This is a genomic window from Paenibacillus montaniterrae (assembly GCF_018403185.1).
GTDB classification, from domain to species: domain Bacteria; phylum Bacillota; class Bacilli; order Paenibacillales; family Paenibacillaceae; genus Pristimantibacillus; species Pristimantibacillus montaniterrae.
The window spans coordinates 277,177-298,312 of the sequence record NZ_BOSE01000007.1 but is presented as its reverse complement, the minus strand read 5'-3'; the positions used below and the strand labels follow the sequence as shown (position 1 = coordinate 298,312).

The 21,136-nt window shown below is 43.0% G+C and carries 25 protein-coding genes; 24 read left to right on the top strand and 1 reads right to left on the bottom strand.

What is annotated here, in order from left to right:
• Window positions 1-34: 34 nt before the first annotated feature.
• The 21 genes from KJS52_RS18655 to KJS52_RS18560 all read left to right on the top strand — a co-directional run bounded on the left by KJS52_RS18655 (window position 35) and on the right by KJS52_RS18560 (window position 14,503).
• The gene (locus KJS52_RS18655; RefSeq protein WP_213518136.1) at window positions 35-508 is read left to right on the top strand and encodes an NUDIX domain-containing protein; all 474 of its coding nucleotides are present in this window, start codon (window positions 35-37) and stop codon (window positions 506-508) included.
• Window positions 509-574: 66 nt separating this feature from the next.
• Entirely contained in the window at window positions 575-1,594 is a 1,020-nt protein-coding gene (locus KJS52_RS18650) for an NmrA family NAD(P)-binding protein (RefSeq protein ID WP_213518134.1), read from the top strand.
• A gap of 79 nt (window positions 1,595-1,673) precedes the next feature.
• Window positions 1,674-2,138 (top strand): VOC family protein, encoded by a 465-nt coding sequence (locus KJS52_RS18645; RefSeq protein ID WP_213518132.1) that lies wholly within the window; start codon window positions 1,674-1,676, stop codon window positions 2,136-2,138.
• 75 nt (window positions 2,139-2,213) lie between these two features.
• A complete protein-coding gene (locus tag KJS52_RS18640; RefSeq protein WP_213518130.1) occupies window positions 2,214-2,753 on the top strand; it encodes a VanZ family protein in 540 nt (179 codons plus the stop codon).
• A 102-nt stretch (window positions 2,754-2,855) separates the two neighbouring features.
• A complete protein-coding gene (locus tag KJS52_RS18635) occupies window positions 2,856-3,050 on the top strand; it encodes an SRPBCC domain-containing protein (protein ID WP_246563725.1) in 195 nt (64 codons plus the stop codon).
• The gene (locus KJS52_RS18630; protein ID WP_213518128.1) at window positions 3,037-3,459 is read left to right on the top strand and encodes an NUDIX domain-containing protein; all 423 of its coding nucleotides are present in this window, start codon (window positions 3,037-3,039) and stop codon (window positions 3,457-3,459) included. The genes KJS52_RS18635 and KJS52_RS18630 overlap by 14 nt, the downstream gene beginning before the upstream one ends.
• 53 nt (window positions 3,460-3,512) lie before the next feature.
• Window positions 3,513-3,899: a hypothetical protein gene (locus KJS52_RS18625; protein WP_213518126.1), complete on the top strand. Its 387-nt coding sequence runs from the start codon at window positions 3,513-3,515 to the stop codon at window positions 3,897-3,899.
• Window positions 3,900-4,004: 105 nt separating this feature from the next.
• Window positions 4,005-4,745, top strand: a complete 741-nt coding sequence (locus KJS52_RS18620; protein ID WP_213518124.1) for a class I SAM-dependent methyltransferase — start codon at window positions 4,005-4,007, stop codon at window positions 4,743-4,745.
• A gap of 97 nt (window positions 4,746-4,842) precedes the next feature.
• Window positions 4,843-5,223 carry a BlaI/MecI/CopY family transcriptional regulator gene (locus KJS52_RS18615; RefSeq protein ID WP_246563723.1) on the top strand — a complete coding sequence of 127 codons (381 nt, stop codon included), beginning with the start codon at window positions 4,843-4,845 and terminating at the stop codon, window positions 5,221-5,223.
• 1 nt (window position 5,224) lies between these two features.
• The gene (locus KJS52_RS18610) at window positions 5,225-7,039 is read left to right on the top strand and encodes a M56 family metallopeptidase (RefSeq protein WP_213518122.1); all 1,815 of its coding nucleotides are present in this window, start codon (window positions 5,225-5,227) and stop codon (window positions 7,037-7,039) included.
• A 169-nt stretch (window positions 7,040-7,208) separates the two neighbouring features.
• Window positions 7,209-7,742 carry a GNAT family N-acetyltransferase gene (locus KJS52_RS18605; RefSeq protein ID WP_213518120.1) on the top strand — a complete coding sequence of 178 codons (534 nt, stop codon included), beginning with the start codon at window positions 7,209-7,211 and terminating at the stop codon, window positions 7,740-7,742.
• A complete protein-coding gene (locus KJS52_RS27515) occupies window positions 7,743-7,931 on the top strand; it encodes a hypothetical protein (RefSeq protein WP_246563722.1) in 189 nt (62 codons plus the stop codon).
• A 3-nt stretch (window positions 7,932-7,934) separates the two neighbouring features.
• On the top strand, window positions 7,935-8,240 hold the full coding sequence (locus KJS52_RS27510) for a GNAT family N-acetyltransferase (protein WP_281425649.1): 306 nt from the start codon (window positions 7,935-7,937) through the stop codon (window positions 8,238-8,240).
• Between the two features lie 59 nt (window positions 8,241-8,299).
• Window positions 8,300-8,767, top strand: coding sequence for a GNAT family N-acetyltransferase (locus KJS52_RS18595; protein WP_213518118.1), 468 nt, complete (start codon window positions 8,300-8,302; stop codon window positions 8,765-8,767).
• A complete protein-coding gene (locus KJS52_RS18590; protein WP_213518116.1) occupies window positions 8,767-9,438 on the top strand; it encodes a hypothetical protein in 672 nt (223 codons plus the stop codon). Before KJS52_RS18595 ends, KJS52_RS18590 begins: the two co-directional genes overlap by 1 nt.
• Before the next feature lie 25 nt (window positions 9,439-9,463).
• Window positions 9,464-10,027: a GNAT family N-acetyltransferase gene (locus KJS52_RS18585; protein ID WP_213518114.1), complete on the top strand. Its 564-nt coding sequence runs from the start codon at window positions 9,464-9,466 to the stop codon at window positions 10,025-10,027.
• Between the two features lie 142 nt (window positions 10,028-10,169).
• Window positions 10,170-10,697, top strand: a complete 528-nt coding sequence (locus KJS52_RS18580) for a DNA topology modulation protein (protein WP_213518112.1) — start codon at window positions 10,170-10,172, stop codon at window positions 10,695-10,697.
• 11 nt (window positions 10,698-10,708) lie between these two features.
• Window positions 10,709-11,332 carry a CPBP family intramembrane glutamic endopeptidase gene (locus tag KJS52_RS18575; RefSeq protein WP_213518110.1) on the top strand — a complete coding sequence of 208 codons (624 nt, stop codon included), beginning with the start codon at window positions 10,709-10,711 and terminating at the stop codon, window positions 11,330-11,332.
• A 224-nt stretch (window positions 11,333-11,556) separates the two neighbouring features.
• The gene (locus KJS52_RS18570) at window positions 11,557-12,420 is read left to right on the top strand and encodes a phosphotransferase (protein ID WP_213518109.1); all 864 of its coding nucleotides are present in this window, start codon (window positions 11,557-11,559) and stop codon (window positions 12,418-12,420) included.
• A 98-nt stretch (window positions 12,421-12,518) separates the two neighbouring features.
• Window positions 12,519-13,571 (top strand): hypothetical protein, encoded by a 1,053-nt coding sequence (locus tag KJS52_RS18565; protein WP_213518108.1) that lies wholly within the window; start codon window positions 12,519-12,521, stop codon window positions 13,569-13,571.
• A gap of 38 nt (window positions 13,572-13,609) precedes the next feature.
• Window positions 13,610-14,503 carry a PhzF family phenazine biosynthesis isomerase gene (locus KJS52_RS18560; RefSeq protein ID WP_213518106.1) on the top strand — a complete coding sequence of 298 codons (894 nt, stop codon included), beginning with the start codon at window positions 13,610-13,612 and terminating at the stop codon, window positions 14,501-14,503.
• A gap of 321 nt (window positions 14,504-14,824) precedes the next feature.
• On the opposite strand, the gene KJS52_RS27505 is transcribed toward KJS52_RS18560, so the two are convergent.
• Window positions 14,825-16,525 carry a hypothetical protein gene (locus KJS52_RS27505; RefSeq protein ID WP_281425638.1) on the bottom strand — a complete coding sequence of 567 codons (1,701 nt, stop codon included), beginning with the start codon at window positions 16,523-16,525 and terminating at the stop codon, window positions 14,825-14,827.
• 706 nt (window positions 16,526-17,231) lie between these two features.
• Between KJS52_RS27505 and KJS52_RS27800 the strand changes: the two genes are divergently transcribed.
• The 3 genes from KJS52_RS27800 to KJS52_RS27790 all read left to right on the top strand — a co-directional run bounded on the left by KJS52_RS27800 (window position 17,232) and on the right by KJS52_RS27790 (window position 20,964).
• Complete coding sequence (locus tag KJS52_RS27800) at window positions 17,232-18,404, top strand: collagen-like domain-containing protein (RefSeq protein ID WP_306433591.1); 1,173 nt, start codon at window positions 17,232-17,234, stop codon at window positions 18,402-18,404.
• 46 nt (window positions 18,405-18,450) lie between these two features.
• Window positions 18,451-19,680, top strand: a complete 1,230-nt coding sequence (locus KJS52_RS27795) for a collagen-like domain-containing protein (protein ID WP_213518104.1) — start codon at window positions 18,451-18,453, stop codon at window positions 19,678-19,680.
• A gap of 339 nt (window positions 19,681-20,019) precedes the next feature.
• On the top strand, window positions 20,020-20,964 hold the full coding sequence (locus KJS52_RS27790; RefSeq protein WP_281425635.1) for a collagen-like protein: 945 nt from the start codon (window positions 20,020-20,022) through the stop codon (window positions 20,962-20,964).
• The last annotated feature ends 172 nt before the right edge of the window (window positions 20,965-21,136 follow it).

Below are 21,136 nucleotides of genomic sequence, written 5' to 3'. Positions count from 1 at the left end.
CAGAGCTATTAAATAAAAGATGAGGGTGAGCCGCGTGCCAATGTCAGAATATTATAAGAACATGCGAAGCAAGGTTGGTTCAGAATTACTATTTATGCCTTCAGTTGCGGCAATTGTGAGAAATGAAAATAACGAGATACTATTTATTCGCAAGAGCAATGAAACAATCTGGGGCTTACCTGCGGGAGCTATAGAAATTGGTGAAACGCCGGCACAGGCCATAAGAAGAGAAGTGTATGAAGAAACGGGACTGACTGTCAATCCAGAAAGAATCATTGGGGTATTTGGAGGAGACAAATATAAGTATGAATACAGTAATGGGCATAAAGTTGAGTATCTCGTTATTATGTTTGAATGTTCAATAATAGAGGGTATTCTTTATGCGCTAGATGGCGAAGCAGAAGAGTTAAGGTTCTATAAACAAGACGAAATTCCAGAAATCGCAATTCCTTACCCGAAAGAAATATTTGATAGAGAACTCAATAAAGAAAAAACCTTATTTGAATAAAACTTCAGGGAATTGTTTTTACGGTAGATGAGGACACATTTCCGTTGGAAACCAGGAGGAACATTTATGCAAACTATTCTAGTCATCGGTGCCTCGGGTGTGCTTGGCCAATTAGTATGTAGAGAAATAATGAGGAAACCCGAAGAGGCTCACGTTATAGTGAGTGATTACAAAGTTGACCGTGGAAGAAAAATTGCGGAATTGATTCCAGGTGCTGAGTTCCGGCAAGCTGATGCACGTAAAAAAGAGTCGATTCGTGCGGCATTGGTTGGAGTGGCTGCCGTAATCATTGTGGCGAAGCAGGAAAAACCGATCGTTCAACAAGTATGTATTGAGTGTGGTGTTGCTTGTGTAGATGTTACGACCGAAGCAGCCTTTGTAAATAAATTACGAGAACTGGATTCGCCCAACACAGCCTCTATCGTTATGGCAGGATTTATTCCTGGATTATCTGGTTTGATGGTGAAAGAAGCAACGGAAACGATGGAGGAGCCTGAAGAAGTAAATGTGGCATTGCTCCAGAGTACAAATGCGCAGGCAGGTGCAACAGGTGTTTCTGACATGCTGCATATTGTGGCTGAAAACGTAGAAGGCAAAGCAGGCTTCAAAGAAATGCGACAGATCACATTTGGCTCTTCCGGATTTGAGAAAAAGGTTCGGAAAATCGAACATGCGGAACGAAAATGTATTGCTGAGGCGATGAACCTGCACAAGCTACATTATTGGACGGCATGGGATGAAGAATTATTTAATAAAAAGATCAGTTTATTAAAAAAGCTCGGGTTGTTACGGTGGCTTGCTAATCGAAAGGGACTTATTAAAAAAATCGTGACTCATAATCCAAACCATGACGAAAAAGCTTATTTGACTGTGGAAGCAAGCGGCAGTATAGATGGGCGCTCTCAAGTAAAGTCATGGAGAGTCAGCGTAGTGTCAGACTATGAAACGACTGCTATGGTGGCGGTAGCTTTAGCGAAGCTCGTATTGAAAAACGACATTAAAGGTATTCACTATCCCTTTGAAATAACAAATTTGAATGAAGTGATAAAAACGATTCAATCCGAGCATATTGAGTTAAAATCTTAGTAGAGCATACTTATTATTGGATTGAAGGAGTTTGAGACTGAACAGGCAGCACAATCATTTGATAGAGGAGGAAACGAATATGCGAGAGCATGCGGAAATTAAGGTGGGGGAAGGACTGGAGCAGATTACAGGTGTAACCTGCATTTACGTACCAGTCCATGATGTTTACGAGTCTATTAAATGGTATCAAAAGAATTTAGGATTTCAGCCCGCAGACAACGAACGTGTTGGGCCTGGGATGGTAACGGCTGTTTTGAATTTTCCCGATCAGAATGGAGATTTGCCTACGCCTGGCTTAAGGCAAGCTGTACCCGCTTTATTCCTTCACAAATCGGACAAAGAAGGCGGACGATTGCGCTTTTCATGGACAGAGGATGGTGGCAAACCTCATGCAATAGCGTGCTTCATTACTCCACGGATTGAAGAGCTGCTGGAGCGGTTCCAGGAAAATGGAGTGAACATATTGGGAGAAAGAATGACAAGCGGACCCAACATAACGTTCGCAGATCCAGACGGGAACATATGGGAGGTATGGCAGCCATAATTGGTTGGCAGGCCAGGACAACGCTTGATAATCATTGCTTTGACCATTTAAGAAAGGAGTCAAAAGAAGAGACGGATGGATCAGCTAATTCAATATTGGAGAATTTATAAAGATTTAATTCCAATGGTGATTGTTGGGTTTTTGATTGTTGTTCTGGTATTTAGTATAATTTTGTTTTTTAGAGTCAAGAAAAAGCAAACAGATAGTTTCAAAAGAACGGCCTTGGATTTTTTAATTAGTCTTAATGTGATTAGCATTTGTTTTATTACTCTTTATCCAACTGGAATAAAAGAAAATCATTTCATGGATTTCAGTTTTTCTATCAATAGTATGAAAACACAAGGAATAGAGAGTATAATAAATGTTTTGTTGTTTTTACCACTAGCTTATTGTTGCAGCTTTAGAATAAAGTCTAAAAATAAATATTACATCATTTTATGTTTAGCTATATTTTCAATATTAATTGAAGCTTTCCAATACGTTTTACCGATCGGCAGAATTGCAACATTAAACGATATTGTTTTGAATTCAGTAGGTGCAGCTATCGGAGTAATAATAGCTAAGCTGTATACGATGGTAATAAACAAACAGCATGACGACATTAGATCAAGATAATCGAAGCGTTGAATTGATGCGTGTCCTGAATAAGATCGAACAGCTTCGTATTCAGCGACAGCAGCAAACAGCTTCAATCCAAACTACAAAGCGTGGATAAATATGGGGATATTCATAGGGAATCCTGAATGCTTCTCTCAATGGTATCCTTTTGCTACTGGGGAAGTGGATCTCAAACTTGGTGGTAAGATTGCTTTCGATGATGGTGAAGGAACAACATATGAAGGCACTATAACAGTATTACAAGCACCCCATAATCTATATAATGTAAGGGAGAATGTGTATGAAGAGAGTTGACGTAGCCTACTCATTAATAATGGATGAAACAAGCTCCAAAGTCCTGGCAGTAAAGAATCAGGGCAATTCGACTTGGTCACTCCCTGGTGGCGCGGTTGAGAGAGAGGAAACATTAGAGCAAGCAGCAGTAAGAGAAGCAAAAGAAGAGACAGGACTTGATGTAAAGGTCTTTGGAATTGTTGCAATCAATGAATGTATCTTTGAGCAGGAGCAGGAGCATGCTATATTTTTTACGTTTAGATCTGAGATAGTTGGAGGAACTATAGAAATAAAAAGACCTGATGAAATTACTGAGATTGCTTGGCTCGAGCTTGACGAAGCTGATAAGCTGATGCCGTATTACAAGCATGGAATAAAAAGTCTAATAGGAGGAAATGAGATACCGTATTACGATCAGGGTAGAAGATAACTCAAGTTAATGTGTCTCGTCGAGGGTTTATGAGGAATATAAGGAGTTTATTATTGTTAATATGTTTTTTTGTATTAACTGGCTGCAACACGAATAAAGCAGTTGAGGACGGCTTAGTGTTAGGTCCAATTCAATTTAGCTTAGGTGGAGAATTGGATGAAACACGTGTTTCTTATACAATTAACCTTAAGAATAACACGAATCGAGAAATAAATGTACTGACAGTTCAACCCATTTTAACAAATGAATTAAACAAACGAGTAAGCAAAGATGGATTAACGAATGAAGCGAATAAGAAGATACAAGCAAATTCAACTGAAGATATATCGGGCTCGTTTTATTTAGATACTCGAGGGTTAAGCAAACAAGAAATTGCAGCATTGAATTTTAAATTGGACAGATTCAGAATTACTACAGAACAGGATGTAGCAAGAGATTAGTGTGTTTGAATATCCTGATGAAATAATAAAAAGCTGCCAGAGTTAAATGGGTATTACGAGTAATTCTTATTTCACTAATGATGCATGGTTGAGGAGTGAAGTCCAATGAACGAACAAAGCAGACAAAATAAAAGTGCCTGGGAGTATCGAGCTTACGAATTTTGGACTAAAAGAGATGGATCTCCAAGTGAAAAAGCTAAACTGATATTAGAAAATCCGTTGGCCTTTCTCAAGAAGCATAAACACTATTTTAAGCATGTTGAAGGGAAAAGGATCGCCAATCTCTGTGGATCAAATGGGAGAAAGGCGGTACCTTTAGCTTTGCTGGGAGCAGAAGTAACCGTGTTCGATATTTCTGAGGAAAATAAAAAGTACGCCATAGAGCTTGCTGCTGAAGCAAATACTTCAATAGAATATGTTGTCACAGATATTTATGACATCGATCGAAAGAGATATGGGGGGAGCTTTGATCTTCTTTATTTAGAAGGCGGGATTCTTCACTATTTCGCTGATCTTGAACTGTTCATGCGCATTCTACACGATTTGTTGAAGGATGGCGGGAAAATGATTTTAAGTGATTTTCATCCTTTAAGTAAAGTTATTAACTCCCAGGGAAAAGTAAATTATTTTGATACGGGGCTTAAAAGTGGAGATGTTGCCTACAAAGGGTTCTTTAGCGAGGAGGAACAACTGAATTTCCCTGACACCTCAATTCGATTATATACGTTAAGCGACATTATAAATTCAGTCATAGCAGCTGGCTTTAGCTTGCAGAAGTTCGACGAGCATCGTGGGTGGAACAATGAAAATATTCCATGGGAATTTACAATATTAGCTGGAAAGTAAAGCGCAAGACTTCTTCTCAATGAGAGAAGTCTTGACTTTAATATAAGACAATTGTAGAATATAAAAGTAGACAAATGTAGAAAATGGAGGTGAGGAATTGGGCGGCGCATTTAAAAAACTTCCTGATGCTGAGTTTGAAATTATGAGAGTGATTTGGGATAGCACTTCTCCAATTACGACCAGCCTGATTATGGAACGGTTAGGTAAAGAGAAAGAATGGAAAGCACAAACGATCATTACCTTGATGTCGCGCTTGGTGGATCGCGGATTTCTCCGAACGGAGAAAAAAAGCAAGGAGCGTACTTATTTCCCTTTGATCAGTAAGGATGATTATTTGAAGCTTGAAACAGGCGATTTTATGGATCGATTCCACAGTAATTCTATAACGAGTTTGGTAGCGACGCTTTATAACGGCAACAAATTAAAGGAAAAGGACCTCGATGAACTGGAACAATGGCTAAAAGAGATGAGGGATTGACATGACGTCTTTTATTATGCTCCTGCTTGCATGTTCAGTTTCCATGTCTATCGTCTCCTTAATTTGGATGGGAGTGCTGCCTGTTTTAGCCAAACGCTACAAGGCGAAGTGGTTATACAGGATCTGTCTGCTGCTCATCGTTGGATGGATGATTCCATTTCGCCCCGTTATCGATTTTTCATTTATTTCTGTGCAAATTCCTGAACGCCTTGTTTTCCCTGTGCCAATTGATCAGCAGCTGGCAAATAATGCGGCGGTGGTGCTGCAAGCAACAGGGGAAACTGCAAGAGAGACTGCGGCAGGAGCTGCTTCCGTCTCCTTGTGGTGGGTAATTTCAGTTATATGGATGATGGGCTTGTTCATTTATATCGTGATACATGGGCTGCGGCACAGGCGCTTAACCAACATGATACGCCGTTGGGGTGAACCTGTTACCGATGCAAACGTGTTAGGAATAGCGGAGCAGCTTAAGCAGCAGCTAAATATACAGAAGCCAATAAGCTTGAAGATATGCTCAGGCATTACGAGTCCAATGTTAATGGGATTGAGAAAGCCGGTCATTGTACTGCCGTCATTTGACATTCCGGAGGATGAGCTGGCACTAATTCTAAAGCATGAATTCGTTCATTTTCTCCGTCACGATCTTTGGTACAAGGCAATCGTTATGGTGGCTGCGGCATTGCATTGGTTTAATCCGGCTATGCATCTTATGTCCAGAACGACGGCTGAGCAGTGTGAAATTTCCTGTGATGCGCAGGTTTTGCGTGCTGCTGATTTCCGCCAAAGAAAGCTGTATGGCGAGGCCATTATTGGCATGATGCGCAAACAAAAGACGCCTGGAACGGCAGTCTCGACTTATTTTTATGGAGGGAGGAAAGGCATGAAAGCACGTATTTTTTCCATTATGGATACTAGAAAAAAGAAGGCAGGAGCTTTCTTGTTTGGTATTGTTCTAATCGCGATCATTGGGGCGGGTGCTGTATTTGCTGCTAATTCGATTACAGCTACCGAAAATAATGAAGCATTGGACAAGCAGGTCGTCGAAGAGATCAACGGTCCGCTTAGCGTCAAACAAGAGATTCCTGTGGCATATGATGCGTTGCAGGTTAATGAGTTCGTGGCAATAGGCGGTCCTTATACGATTCAGGAGGGCGACATTATTCAATATAATTTGCAAGGAGAAGGGGACGGACACTTAAATGTTCATTTTCGAAAAACAGCAGATCCGAACGATAACGAAGGTTATTTGGGGCATTCTGGGCTGGCGGGCAACCATGTTAAAAACGCGGGCTCGCATAAGGTAAGTGCTAAATTGGCTGGAACCTACTATTTATGGATTGGAAATTTTGACGGCAAGTCTTTGGATAAGGGGAATAGCAGCGGAGTATTGGAAAACATTACAGGAACCGTTAGCATTGCAGTAGATGAAGGGGACAAGCATAAACAGTCCAATAAACAAGCTTCGGAGCCCTTAGCAGCCCCAGAAGTAGTAGGGGTCATCACCACATCGGATGGACAGAACCTGTCCGTCACGATAAATGGAAAAGGTTACAACAATTTTGCTAAGCTGCCATTTAATAAAGGCGAGACCTTCACGATGTGGATTACCAGCAAGGAGGAAAGAGAACTTGAAATAGGACTTCTATCCATTTCAACGGAACAAGAATATGGTGAAGTGATCAAAACAGGAACGGGTGAAGTGAGCATTACGATTCCAGAAGACGGAGATTACCGTGTCTACATTCACAATCATGACTCGCGTTCAGCTGATTTTGAACTTCAGCTCAGTCAGGCAATTGAAGGACCTATTGTATAGCTAGTCACATTGTTGAACTCCAAGCTCGTTTCTTGGAGTTTTTTGTTGTCTTTAGCAAAACGAACGCTAAGCAGCGAAAGGTATTTGCCTATGCCATAGAGAATAATTGATGGAAGCAAAGCAATAAGCTGGAATTGATGGGAAACAGCAATATACTGGGGGGAGCTCGATGATTTACATTGAAACATCAAGGTTAAGGTTGCGCGACTGGCAAGAATCAGATTTGGAGCCGTTCTGTCAGCTCAATGCGGATGAACAAGTTATGAAATTTTTTCCGAAAACATTGTCAACAGAAGAGACAAATGCCTTTTATAAAGCAATTGTAGCAGAATTTCATGAGTGTGGCTTTGGCTGGTACGCTGTCGAGACCAAGGAAAACGGAGATTTCATCGGCTTTATCGGCTTCCATAAAGCAACGTTTCAAGCCGACTTTACACCATGCATCGAAATTGGCTGGCGCTTAAAAAAGGAAGCATGGGGCCACGGATATGCTACTGAGGGAGCAACAGCATGCTTGGAGTATGGGTTCAATACTTTAGGTTTCAAGGAAGTCTATAGTTTTACAGCCGAAATAAATACGCCATCGAAAAATGTGATGCAAAAAATAGGCATGAGCTTTATTAAAATGTTTGATCACCCGCGAGTGGAAAGCAGTAGTCCGCTGTGTAAGCATGTTCTATTTCATATGGAAAGGAAGAAATAAATGAACATTAAACCATTAGACATTGATGAACCAGAAGAAATATATAATATGATTCGTGAAATTGGTGAAGGTGAGAATGGGTTTGTTAATAGTTTATATACCAACGATATGCAAGATTTTAAGGAGAAGTTAAAGCATTATAGTAATATGTCAAAGGGCATCAATTTACCTGAAGGCATAGTGCCCTAAACAATATATTGGTTTTATGTTGATGATCGACCAATAGGTTATGGTAAGCTTAGACATTATTTAACTGAGAAATTATTAGAACATGGTGGGCACATTGGATATGTAATTCGTCCCTCAGAAAGAAGAAAAAACTATGGGAAATATGCATTAAAAGAATTATTGCAAAAAGCGAGAGAAATAGGCATTCAAGAAGTGCTGCTTACTTGCGATGAAGCTAATATTGCATCACGAAAGATCATCGAAGCAAATAATGGAATGCTGAAAGAAGTTCAAAACAGCAATTGTAAATATTGGATAACCCAGTTCTAGAATATCTTCGCCAACGTTTTAATAGATAATGATATCAAAATGCAGAAAGGAATGTAAAAATGACAATTTCTCTAGAAGTTATTCAAGCGACTATTCAGAATCTGGATGAACTAGCTGTTCTTTTTAATCAATATAGAATCTTTTACAAGCAAGAATCAAATATAGAAGTGGCCAAGCAATTTTTATTTGAACGGCTAAGTTATATGGAATCCACCATTTTCCTTGTATTAGATAAAGCTTCACAAAGGACGATCGGATTCACTCAGTTATATCCTTCGTTCTCCTCTATCTCTATGGAACGTGTTTGGATTCTTAATGATTTATATGTCGTTGAACAGTACCGGAATTTAGGAGCAGCTCAATTATTACTAGAAGCAGCAAAGTCTTATGCAGTCCAAACAAAAGCTAAAGGAATAGGACTTTCAACAGCAATTAATAATGATAGAGCACAACATCTATACGAGAAAAATGGCTACATAAGAGATACGGAGTTCTATCATTATTTTCTTTACGCAGGTAAAAATTGATGAAACGAGTAGCTGTTCAAAAAGTAGCGGGAGTGAAGATGTTGAAAAGGTTTCGAGCCATATCATATTTAGCCATAATGCTTTTATTTCTAATTTGCTTGGGTTGTAGCGAGAAAGCTGAAAGTGAAGAGAAAATTGCTTATATTTCTGCCAACAAGGACTCCACATATACAAAAACATTTAAGGATTTAAATCTAGGAATTTTATATGACTTCAATTTCAGATTAACAGAAGCCGATACGAGCTGGGTAACGTTTTGGGTAGAAGGTTATCAAAACGGCGAGAAGACGGACCCTTTCCGATTAATAGAACTTTCTTATGGTTTAAATCCGGATAAGCTAGTGGAAGGACAGTTAGGGTTTGGTATTATTAATCCTCGATCAGAAGAAAATGCTTCGTTCTTTTTGTATTCACCCAATGTATACACAGCTCCGCAATCAATAGAAAATTTATTAAATTCTGAGGGGGTAGTGGGAAGTACTTGGGATTTTGCAATTGGAGAAGAAGAGCTGGGCTTGGGAGCGGAAGAAACTAAAATACTGGGAGTTTATCGAGAAACCGGAAACTCGGTAAGGACATACGATTACCAGGATATGAATCATATCACACAGATGATAAATGAGGATAAAACCGTATTATTGCTTAAGATTAAAGTAGAGAGAAAAATGTGATGGAGTTAAAGAAAGGGTGTAATGCGTGAACAACTTCCCAATACTTGAAACCGAGAGATTTATTCTAAGACAGTTGCGTTTGGAGGATGCGCCCGATCTATTTAGTTATTTTTCTAAAGATGAAGTAACTGAATTTTATGATTTGGAGAGCTTTACAGTAGTAGGACAGGCTGAAGAGTTAATTAAAAACTGGAATGATAGGTTTACTAATGCTCAAGGAATACGATGGGGAATAACATTTAAGCATGAAGACCGAATTATAGGGACATGTGGCTTTCATAATTGGTCAAAGGAACATTTTAAAATTGAAGTCGGCTATGAATTAAGCCCGCCTTTTTGGCGTCAAGGGATCATGACTGAAGTGTTAAAAACAGTCATCAACTACGGATTTTCACAACTCGGATTAAATCGTATCGAAGCTTTTATTGATCCACATAATATTAGTTCAAGAAAGCTATTGCAGAAGGTAGGCCTAACTGAAGAAGGGACTTTGCGAGATTATTTTTACGAGAAAAATAAATTTGTTGACGCCGTAATTTTTTCGATATTGAAACAGGAGCATATGGCAGGGGATTTAGATGGAATTTGAAGTAGAGCAAGTAACATTAACATCCTGACTTATTGGAATAATGGTACACATTTCAGAATCAAAGAAATCGAGAGAGAGTTTTGAAAATGTTTGAGGAAGAAAATCTAATTAAATTGATTATTAAAGACTGAGAGTATTCATAATGAAAAGAATTATGATTATTGGATCTGGCGGTGCAGGTAAATCCACACTTGCCAAGCAACTTGGAGAAGCTTTGCAGCTGCCAGTTCATCATTTAGATGCGTATTTCTGGAAACCAGGCTGGACTCCAACCCCTGATGAGGAGTGGGACTCCGTTCAAGAAAATCTGGTACTAGAAGAGCAATGGATTATTGATGGTAATTATGGGCGAACGCTCGACATAAGAATGAACCGAGCTGACGTTATTATTCTTTTAGATTTCCCGAGATGGATAACCGTCTATAGAGTGATTAAGAGAAGAATTATGTATCATGGCAAGACCAGACCTGACTTGAATGAAGGTTGTCCAGAAAGCTTGGACTTTGAATTTTTAAAATGGGTTTGGACGTTTCGAAAGACCAAAATTCCAGGCATTTTACAAAAGCTTGCGAATTACAATGATAAGCATATTATGATATTAAAGTCACCAAGGGAAGCGAGAAAATTTATAAACGAGGCTAAGGCACTAGGTAAAATAAGTACTATTTGAGGAAGAGAGAAATGTATCTTGCATTGTGCATATCCGTTCTATTAACGTTTTCGTATAAACTTGTGGATGTTCTTATTAAAAAGCGCCTAAAAGGGATGGAAAAACATACAGTATTAGTTTGGGCGGTGTTGATCATTGTCGTTACCCCGTTTTTTAAGGCGGGGTACGTATTTGAAATGCCAACTTCTTATGAAAAAGCCATTCCGATCTTCGGAGCTGTAGCTTTGGTTAATATCGCAGCAGCTCGCTTTTCCGGCTATAATCCTAAAGGGAAATATAATATAACCAATTTCATCGTAACTTATCCAATCATCGAGGAAATTATTTTTCGGGGATTACTATTACCGAACCTAAAGCTAGTTTTCACTTCAGTCGAAGTTATACAGCTCTTTTACATGCCTGTAACAGTTCCAGTTATCATTTCTGCACTTCTCTTCGCAATTTGTCATTTGCAGTATTATAAATTATCAGCTCAATGCATTAGATTTATAGTAATTGCTTTTTTCGGAGGGATTATATTAGGAGCCATCACTGAGTTGACTCAATCGATTTTGTTTGCACTCGTATTACACATAATATTTAATGGATTCTCTGTTATATTTGCAACGAGATATAAGAAGATCAAGCAAGAATGATGACGCGAAGCAGTAAAAGCAAAAAAAGCAAGGCTCACAACATAGACGCCCAACTTAAGAGTAGAGCTATCTTAAGGTGGGCGTCTATGTCAACAGCTTGTCCTCTTTTATGGACCGGGTGGTCGATGACGAGATTATTTGTAAAAATGTGGCTGAGAAATTGTTTAGATTCAAGGATTAATTCTGGATTCCTTAACTACGAAAAAAAGTAGGAGCTATTAACTATGAAACTAGAGAATGAAATGACGCGCGTTTTAGAGCAATTGCAACAAAAAGAGATACTTGGTAGTCATATTGTTGACATTAAACAATTAAGTGGTACGACAGAAGGACGCGTATATAGTCTTGTCGATCAACATAATGGCCAATATATTTTGAAATTCGACCGTTTAGACCAGATTCAACTGGTTCAGTCCTTCTATGAGACGTATAAGGAGATAGCATTATTCCCTAAAGTACTTTATGTCGATCATGAGCAATCATTTATTTTGTATTCCTACATAAGAGGAACAACACATTTTAATAGAGGAATCAAGAGAGCTTGGTTGTCGACGCTTATTAGTAACTTGATTAATCATTATGAGCTGTACCAAAGAGCTGATATTTGGGGCCGGATAGATTTTCCTTGCGAGTCATGGCATCAATTTAATGCTATCAGTATTGAGGAAGCTAAAGATAATATTCAGGATACGTTGCCGATTGAGGACTTTGAGCTAGTAAATTCGCTCGTTAACAAGCTGTTTCATGACGAGAGTACGATTAGCAAGTATTTATTGCATGGAGATACGGGTGTGCATAATTTCGTGTTTGAACAGTCTTCCTTTGCAGGTGTGATTGACCCATCGCCGATAGTTGGTCCGCTGCTATACGATTTTATGTACGCTTTCTGTTCATCACCAGATGATATTGATACAGACACGTTGTTTGCCGCCTATCATTTGTTGCATCATAAACCGGTAACTGATTCAAGGCTTATTGAGGAAGTAGCTGTTCAGCTTTATTGCCGTATTGGCATCTGCCTGCGGCATCATAAGGAAGATTTGCCGCAGTATTTGAAAGCGTGGCAATACTGGAAAGGGCTATTGTAGAGGAAAGCATTGCAGCTGTTGAACAACATAAAAACAAAGCGCCTGCTGCGAACAATAATTAGCTTAAACAGAAGGCAGTTAACCAAGGGGGTTTTAGCTTGAAAAAATCCATCTTGATCGTACTGATTTTATTTTTTCTTGCACCAAGTGCATTTGTATGGGCAGACTGGGCTTCTCGGTTTGTTGTGTACGCAGGAGATATGTATGAAGTAACGGACGAAACGGTTTCACCTGACGATATTGAGAATGAAATTGGTAAAGTAACACGTTATTCGGACAAAGAAGGAACGTATGCTGGGAATTTTTCCAATACATTTCCTAAAGGAACTGCATACTACTCGATCATCAATTTAGACGTGCAAGAAGCAATTGCCATTCTAACCAGTGATGGTACCTATATAAAGGCGGTCAATAAAGGTCACTACAACAATGACTTTGTTGAAATTCGAAGCTGGTTAATACTTATATTAGCTGGAGGCTTTGTAATTTTCGTTATTTCATTGGCAGCCATGAAAAAACGCATAACCTTAACAACTATAATTGTTTTAATCCTGGCTCTAATGCTTGTTGCCGTTTTAGTAGGTATCAAAAACCTGAACATCGGTCAAATTGATCTATTGAATAAGCTGCAGACGAGCATTTTTAAGCGTGTTGACGTAGATAAGCTGTATGAAGAAACGCCTTTTATATTTGAAGCAGGAAAAGAATTGAAGATGCATCATCCGCTACCTTCCGAGGACGATGAAACCAATATAGATGAATTGTACGCCAGTACCCCTTTTATAGAACAAGCACGTGAAGGTGATGGAGGAATTATTAAAAACAGAAACGCGGCCGTATTTCCTTACAGTTTTCAAATTAATTTGTATTCGCAACAGTATTCCTCTGACCTGCAAATTATGGCGAAGGACCGAATTAGAGTAGCGGCGCTTGGCGAGTACGAGTCTGCTTTAGATAAAACGGAATCCTTTTTCGATATTACCTTGCTCGTTGACGATGTCAGCTATGGCACGTACAGGTATAAGACAGGAAGCTGGGGCTTTTCGGACTGGGCGAGCATACCGGCAGGGAAGCTTAAATTAGTTATTACACATCCGAATGCTGAGGAAAATAGTGAAATTGTTGGGTTTGGTGCAATTATGGTTGACTGACCAGTGCCGTATACAAAAATATGAAAGTAGGAATAGTGATGCAAACAAGAAAAGTGCTTCATTACGATGCATTCTCATCAATACCGAACAAAGGCAATCCCGCCGGAATTGTGTTAGAAGCAGACGATTTAAGCGTAGACAGCATGCAGCGTATTGCAAAGACAGTAGGATTTAATGAGACTGTGTTTGTGCTGAAATCGGATATAGCGGACTATAAATTGCGCTATTTTACGCCAGGACATGAAATAAATCTTTGCGGGCATGCAACAGTAGGGTCGATGTATTGTCTTAAATCATTGGGGCTGATCGGGGAAACTCGCAATAATATAACGATTGAAACAAATGTAGGAGTATTGCCTATCCGATTTGAGCAAAGGCATGATGAGCTTTTCGTAACAATGAAACAGGATCAGCCTATGTTTGCTTCCTTTAATGGCTCTGTAAAAAAGCTCGCTGCCAGTCTTGGAATAAGCGAACAAGACATAGATGATTCGCTGCCAATTGTATATGGAAATACTGGCACATGGACTTTGCTGGTGCCTGTCAAGGAAGTAGAAAGCTTTTCAAGAATGAAGCCCCATAACTACCAGTTCCCGGATATTTTAATCGAGCAGCCGAAAACCTCTGTTCACCCGTTTACATTAAAGGCATTTGACAACAAAGCGATGATGCATGCTCGGCATTTTTCGTCTCCTTTTTCAGGAACAGTTGAAGATGCCGTTACAGGCACAGCTTCAGGCGTTATGGGTGCATATTACTTAACTTATTTGGATCATAAAGCGGAGCAAATTGAATTTATCGTTGAACAGGGATTGGAAATTGAGAAGGATGGTCGAGTTTACGTCAACGTAAATCGAACAGAGAGCGGTATGGACGTATACATTTCTGGAACTGGTGTATATGTTAAAGAGATGGATGTCTCATTTGAATAATTTAGCAAATTGAATGCGACAATGAGCATATGACTGAACATATCAACGAGCCTAAATGAAACGATTGATCTGGCATGGTCATTACAACGAAGGATTTTTTTATGAGTCTAAAAAGAGATTTGAAAAAGCTGGACAGCCAACAACCCAAAAGAACAGTAACATGGAATACTTCACAGATTGGGTTCATATACATTTTCTATAAATTGAAAAAAATGTAAAAATAAAAAATCAGTTAACAACCAAGAAGGGGATCATGGTTATGCTTGCAAGCAGAATAATAAGATCCCCCAATCAAATTATAGTTGGCTTCAATATTTTTGGTTATGGCGATGGACCTGTAACCCCTGTAGGGCCAGTATATGGCACATACGGATGAACCCATAACAAATTCATATCCATGTTAACCTTGGCATTGACACCATAATCACCAGACGCTCCAATAAGTCTGGCACTGTTAGTCTGGGCAGAGCCCGTTGCATTCAAAAACTGTATACTAAATGTTTTCGTACCGTCAGCGTGCAGACGGCCAATTCCGGTCACATGGGTACTTGGGATATGGTATTGTACTGATTCACCTGGAGGAATATACACATTTAATCCGATCATAACAGTAGGTAAGTCATTATCGAAAACGCCAACTGCCAGCATATCATAATTTTCTGGCTCGTTAAACCAGGAAATATTCATATTCATCGTAGTATGGTACACACCGGGATATTTTATTAAGAAGTCTGTTCCCCCATTTAGCAACTCGATGATATCACCTGTCTGGAATGAAATATAAGTCATAGTGAATTTTTCGTTATGTTGTATTTCTTCATCAGATTTAGTTGAGTGTAATGAGGCAAATGGCAGCATCTGTGGTCCAGTGGGTCCCGTAGCGCCGGTAGCGCCGGTAGCACCAGTCGGTCCAACAAGTCCAGTGGGTCCCGTAGCCCCCGTAGCACCGGTAGCACCAGTCGGTCCAACAGGTCCAGTGGGTCCCGTAGCGCCTGTAGCGCCTGTAGCACCAGTCGGCCCAACAGGTCCAGTGGGTCCCGTAGCGCCTGTAGCGCCTGTAGCACCAGTCGGCCCAACAGGTCCAGTGGGTCCAGTGGGTCCCGTAGCGCCGGTAGCACCGGTCGGCCCAACAGGTCCAGTGGGTCCCGTAGCGCCGGTAGCGCCTGTAGCACCCGTCGGCCCAACAGGTCCAGTGGGTCCCGTAGCGCCTGTAGCACCGGTAGCACCGGTCGGCCCAACAGGTCCAGTGGGTCCCGTAGCGCCGGTAGCGCCGGTAGCACCGGTCGGCCCAACAGGTCCAGTGGGTCCCGTAGCGCCTGTAGCGCCTGTAGCACCAGTCGGCCCAACAGGTCCAGTGGGTCCCGTAGCGCCTGTAGCGCCTGTAGCACCGGTCGGCCCAACAGGTCCAGTGGGTCCCGTAGCGCCGGTAGCGCCGGTAGCACCCGTCGGCCCAACAGGTCCAGTGGGTCCCGTAGCGCCGGTAGCACCAGTCGGTCCAACAGGTCCAGTGGGTCCCGTAGCGCCCGTAGCACCGGTAGCACCAGTCGGCCCAACAGGTCCAGTGGGTCCCGTAGCGCCGGTAGCACCAGTCGGTCCAACAGGTCCAGTGGGTCCAGTGGGTCCCGTAGCGCCGGTAGCACCAGTCGGCCCAACAGGTCCAGTGGGTCCAGTGGGTCCCGTAGCGCCGGTAGCACCAGTCGGCCCAACAGGTCCAGTGGGTCCCGTAGCGCCGGTAGCGCCGGTAACACCCGTCGGTCCAACAGGTCCAGTGGGTCCCGTAGCGCCGGTAGCGCCGGTAGCACCAGTAGGCCCGACCGGCCCTGTAGCTCCAACATCGCCTGTCACGCCCGTAGCGCCAGTAAGTCCGATTGGTCCAGTAGGCCCGACATTGCCCGTTGCCCCAGTAGGTCCAGTCGTTCCGGTAGGCCCGATAGGCCCAACATCGCCAGTCACCCCAGAAGGGCCTGTTGGTCCAACAAGTCCCATCGGCCCGGTTGGTCCACTGCTGCCTTCAGGTCCCATCGGCCCGATCGGTCCCCTATCCCCCTTGAGTCCCCTTGCTCCTCTTGGCCCTCTCGCGCCTCTTAATCCTCTTGTACCTCTTAATCCTCTTGTACCTCTTAATCCTCTTGCACCTCTTGGTCCCCGTGGTCCTGCTAATGTAATTATGCTTTGTGAAGCATGCACAGCTTTATTCTTATTGGGATGGTTACATTTATTGCTATCCACATATTTTTTTCTATGTGCGCCTTTTCGTAATCTGATAATAGGAGATTTGAACGGACATCGGAGCCTTGTGCTGCACGCAGATTTGCAGCGTGCATGCTTATACGGAGAGGCTAGACAGCATATAATATTTAATCTTTTATTGTTAGTTCTCTTTCGTGAAGAAGCTCGCTTGAAATCCCTCTTTTTCAACTTCACCATCCTCCCGTTTACAACCACTGTATAGATAGCCTATGATGATTAGCCCGTTTTTTCTTGTGCTTCTGCCCATTTGTGCTTCTGCCCATTTGTGCTTCTGACATTTAAACCGGTCTGTCTCTAAACCAAAAAATAATCGGAATGAGACAAATAGTTAGAGTAATATGCTGATCTAGGGTATGAGCTAATCGTCTTGGGTCACCCTTTTTTCAATAACATAAAACGGAATGGAGGCAGCAGAGGATCAGGCAGCAATACCAAGAGCAGGAAAGAAAAATAAATCAATATGATTGGAGGATTGTATATGTCTGATATTAATAATCCGTTCAGTCTGACGGATCCCGAACAAGATACAGGCCCAACCGGCCCAACTGGCCCAACTGGCCCAACCGGCCCGAATGGCCCAACCGGTCCGACAGGGAGTGCAGGTGGGCCGACGGGAGCTGTCGGCCCGACTGGCCCAACAGGAGAACAAGGAAGTAGAGGTGAACAGGGGCATGATGGTTTAAATGGAGACACAGGGCCTACAGGTGCGATAGGGGACACAGGAGACACAGGGCCGACAGGACCAGGGGGACTAAGAGGCCCTCAAGGATTGCAAGGGCCTCCAGGGGATACTGGTCCAGCTGGTTTGACTGGTCCGACAGGCCCTCAAGGTCCGACAGGAAGCCAGGGGAATAGTGGTCCAACAGGTCCTCAAGGTCCATCAGGTCTCCCAGGACAAAATGGAGATTCGGGTCCTCAAGGCCCAACGGGTCCAACCGGAATAGGAGCTACAGGAAGTAACGGCCCAACGGGGCCGTCCGGACTGCCTGGGGCAACGGGTCCAACCGGTCCTTCAGGAGCCAAGGGGGATACAGGGGGAACCGGACCGACAGGCCTGCAGGGGGTTACTGGTCCGACAGGAGCACAGGGTCCAACCGGATCGCCAGGCATTCTTACTACAGCGGCAGATTATGCAATTTTTATCTCCTCGTTTTCAGCTGGTCAATACCCTCACACGGCGATTCCGCTTAGTTCACAATTTAACGTCGGGGGCTTTGTGACCTGGACTAATCCAATTACAGTTGATCAAAATCAGTATTATCAGAATTTCCAATTAAAGAGTGGATATTACTACTTTGTTTCCTATCGTGCTTTGGTCGTAAAAGATGACGAAAATAGTAATGATCCAGGTATTGAAATATTGCAGTCAAGTCTTGATGGAGGCTATATGCCTGACAGTCAGGTTGCCTCTTCTGCTGATCCTGGCAGACCAGTGCTGTTGAGCAATTCCATCATCATTTATTCAGATAATGATAGTGATGCATACGGACTGGCTTTAACATCACCTAATACAACGGCAACATCAAACGGCTTGCATCTTTCCCAGGCATTGGATGCTGCATCAATATCCATTTATGTTGTCGGCAGTGAGCAGCTAAATCAAGACGAGCTAGCTGCAATGAGGCAGAATCTCATTCCGTGGAGGAAGTAAGTATAGTCGCTGCATTAGTCTTCACTTCTTGAAAGGAGGAAAAAATATGTCTGATATAAAAGGACTGACGGATTCTGAGTTTCCGGAAGGCCCAACTGGTCCAACGGGGCCTCCAGGAGCTAGCGGCCCGACTGGTATCACCGGTCCAACTGGTCCAACGGGTGCAACAGGGTTGACGGGACAACAAGGTCCTGCAGCTGCGACTACTGGTCAGACCGGTCCAACGGGTCCGACCGGCCCGACGGGTCCTAAGGGGCCCCAAGGTACAGTTGGCTTGACTGGTCGACATGGGAGTCCTGGGAGTACCGGCCCGATCGGTCCAAAAGGTGCTATCGGCTCGACCGGTCCAACGGGTTCAACCGGACCAACTGGATTTGCAGGTCTGACCGGTACAGTTGGTCCAACAGGTCCATCGGGTCCGGCTGGCTCCACAGGACCAATGGGCCTCAAAGGGGGTACAGGTATAACTGGCCCGACTGGTCCGACCGGCCCGATAGGTTTATCTGGACGTGCGGGTACCACAGGGGCAACCGGTCCGGCTGGGCATGGAGTTACAGGTAGCACCGGCTTGCCTGGCCCTACTGGAGAAAACGGCTTGCTTGGTCCCACTGGCTATGCGGGAGCTACGGGAAGCAGTGGAGATACGGGAAGTACAGGTCCTCAAGGAAGTGTTGGCCCAGCTGGACAGCAAGGGATTGTCGGTGTTTCGGGGCTTTATCATTTGTCTGGAACTTATGCGTATTTAACGGGAACGGTATCAGCTGACTTAGGTTCAGATCATACGATAATTCCACTTCTTCCATACTTTACTTTCGGCGATAAGATAACTTGGGTAAATCCAACAACGATTAATGGAAACCCAGATTATCGCCAGCACTTCAAATTAAAGAGCGGATATTATTATTGTGTAGCCTATAAAGCCATGGTGCGAAACGACTATTTGTCTCAAAATGGCGTGAATGTAAATGCAGATCCTGGTATAGAAATTTTGAACAGCGATCAGCAGAATCTCCCAATTATTGACAGTCAGGTCGCGAGCTCTGGCAAGCCTTACAGACCGGTGCTGTTGCATAACGCTATCATCATCAATTCATATAGTGATGATACGCTATATTCATTAGCGCTCATAAGAGGAGGGATCTCAGCTACAACACAAGGCTTGCAAGGAGTAGGCAATCTGGATCCTGCCTCAATTGTAATATTTGTAATTGGCAAAGATCCACAATCAGATTTCTACAAGGAATCTCAGTTGGGTCCAGTCATTCAGAAGTATTGATCAATCGACCATTCTCCTGCAGGGGAATGGTCTTTGTATTCCTTGGCTTGACAAGTATAGCCAGAGAATTCGCACATTTATGGCTGAGAGGTGCTTTTCCCCCACACACAATCCCCCTAACGCTCATATCGATAAAGAGTAACATATTATTAACAAAGCACTGAGAGGCTCTATTAATCGAGAGTTTCTACGGAGGTGATGTGCTCCGCATGCCGCATTGCGTTTCAACAGGACAAGTTCATCATACACAATGGAGTGCATTAGGATCGGAGCAGACAAATGGTAGTTTATTCGCCTCGGCAAAATCAAAGAGTAAATTTTGTAAAGGAGTTTGATGTTATGTCAACAGAAGATCAAGATCTACAGGTACAGCAGGATGCCGGCCCGACAGGTCCCACAGGGCCAACAGGTCCGAGAGGGTTTACTGGCTTGCAGGGAGGAAATGGAAATAACGGCCCGACCGGTCCAACCGGTCCATCAGGGAGGGGAGCAACAGGCGCAACTGGTCCAACCGGCCCGGCAGGGGGTGGGGGAACAGGAGATAGGGGAGCAACCGGCCCAACCGGAGCAACTGGCTCACCCGGCCCAACCGGAGCAACTGGCTCACCCGGCTCAACCGGAGCAACTGGCTCACCCGGCCCAACCGGAGCAACTGGCTCGCCCGGCCCAACCGGAGCAACTGGCTCACCCGGTCCAACCGGAGCAACTGGCTCACCCGGCCCAACCGGAGCAACTGGCTCACCCGGCCCAACCGGAGCAACTGGCTCATCCGGTCCAACAGGTCCGGCAGGTCCGACTGGATCGTCGAGCGGCTCTACTTCTGGCATGGAATATGCCATTTTAATAAATCCGTATCCAGGACAATCTACTACCGAAGATAGTACACCTATCCCGCTTGTCACTCAGAATAATCTGGGTGATTTCGTAACGTGGACGGATTCGATTACAGTTGAAAGTAATACGTACTACAAATATTTCCAGTTAAAAAGCGGGTATTACTACTCTATTTTCTACCGTGCCTTGGTACGCAATGATAGCACGGATCCTGGCATAGAAATCACACAAAACGATAGTCCACTGTTTGATAGCCAGATTTCATCTCCTGCCGTTGCCGGCAAACCAGTACTATTGAACAATACAATTGTTATACAATCATCAAATGATAATGACAAGTATGCATTGGCCATGTCATATACTGGAACAACAGCATCTTCACAAGGCTTGGGCTCTCGCACTCCACTAGACCCTGCTTCAATTACAATAGTTGTTCTCGGCAGCGCATAATCAGGTATCTTCATAATTTTTCCTTGGGGGAGTACATACTCCCCTCTTTTAATGCTTTTGAAAAGGTGCTGGCTTATGAAGCGGGCATTTAGGTGGATTTTTGCGCATATTTATAGTTCAGAGGTGCCATTCCTCACACATAATCTACGTACTACACATATCGATAAAGTGT

What these genes read in the sequence shown, in the direction of transcription:
- KJS52_RS18650 (WP_213518134.1), top strand. Translation starts at nt 575, where the DNA reads ATGCAAACTATTCTAGTCATCGGTGCCTCGGGTGTGCTTGGCCAATTA.
- KJS52_RS18645 (WP_213518132.1), top strand. Translation starts at nt 1,674, where the DNA reads ATGCGAGAGCATGCGGAAATTAAGGTGGGGGAAGGACTGGAGCAGATT.
- KJS52_RS18640 (WP_213518130.1), top strand. Translation starts at nt 2,214, where the DNA reads ATGGATCAGCTAATTCAATATTGGAGAATTTATAAAGATTTAATTCCA.
- KJS52_RS18635 (WP_246563725.1), top strand. Translation starts at nt 2,856, where the DNA reads ATGGGGATATTCATAGGGAATCCTGAATGCTTCTCTCAATGGTATCCT.
- KJS52_RS18630 (WP_213518128.1), top strand. Translation starts at nt 3,037, where the DNA reads ATGAAGAGAGTTGACGTAGCCTACTCATTAATAATGGATGAAACAAGC.
- KJS52_RS18620 (WP_213518124.1), top strand. Translation starts at nt 4,005, where the DNA reads ATGAACGAACAAAGCAGACAAAATAAAAGTGCCTGGGAGTATCGAGCT.
- KJS52_RS18610 (WP_213518122.1), top strand. Translation starts at nt 5,225, where the DNA reads ATGACGTCTTTTATTATGCTCCTGCTTGCATGTTCAGTTTCCATGTCT.
- KJS52_RS18605 (WP_213518120.1), top strand. Translation starts at nt 7,209, where the DNA reads ATGATTTACATTGAAACATCAAGGTTAAGGTTGCGCGACTGGCAAGAA.
- KJS52_RS27515 (WP_246563722.1), top strand. Translation starts at nt 7,743, where the DNA reads ATGAACATTAAACCATTAGACATTGATGAACCAGAAGAAATATATAAT.
- KJS52_RS18595 (WP_213518118.1), top strand. Translation starts at nt 8,300, where the DNA reads ATGACAATTTCTCTAGAAGTTATTCAAGCGACTATTCAGAATCTGGAT.
- KJS52_RS18590 (WP_213518116.1), top strand. Translation starts at nt 8,767, where the DNA reads ATGAAACGAGTAGCTGTTCAAAAAGTAGCGGGAGTGAAGATGTTGAAA.
- KJS52_RS18580 (WP_213518112.1), top strand. Translation starts at nt 10,170, where the DNA reads ATGAAAAGAATTATGATTATTGGATCTGGCGGTGCAGGTAAATCCACA.
- KJS52_RS18575 (WP_213518110.1), top strand. Translation starts at nt 10,709, where the DNA reads ATGTATCTTGCATTGTGCATATCCGTTCTATTAACGTTTTCGTATAAA.
- KJS52_RS18570 (WP_213518109.1), top strand. Translation starts at nt 11,557, where the DNA reads ATGAAACTAGAGAATGAAATGACGCGCGTTTTAGAGCAATTGCAACAA.
- KJS52_RS18560 (WP_213518106.1), top strand. Translation starts at nt 13,610, where the DNA reads ATGCAAACAAGAAAAGTGCTTCATTACGATGCATTCTCATCAATACCG.
- KJS52_RS27505 (WP_281425638.1), bottom strand. Translation starts at nt 16,525, where the DNA reads ATGGGACCTGAAGGCAGCAGTGGACCAACCGGGCCGATGGGACTTGTT.
- KJS52_RS27800 (WP_306433591.1), top strand. Translation starts at nt 17,232, where the DNA reads ATGTCTGATATTAATAATCCGTTCAGTCTGACGGATCCCGAACAAGAT.
- KJS52_RS27795 (WP_213518104.1), top strand. Translation starts at nt 18,451, where the DNA reads ATGTCTGATATAAAAGGACTGACGGATTCTGAGTTTCCGGAAGGCCCA.
- KJS52_RS27790 (WP_281425635.1), top strand. Translation starts at nt 20,020, where the DNA reads ATGTCAACAGAAGATCAAGATCTACAGGTACAGCAGGATGCCGGCCCG.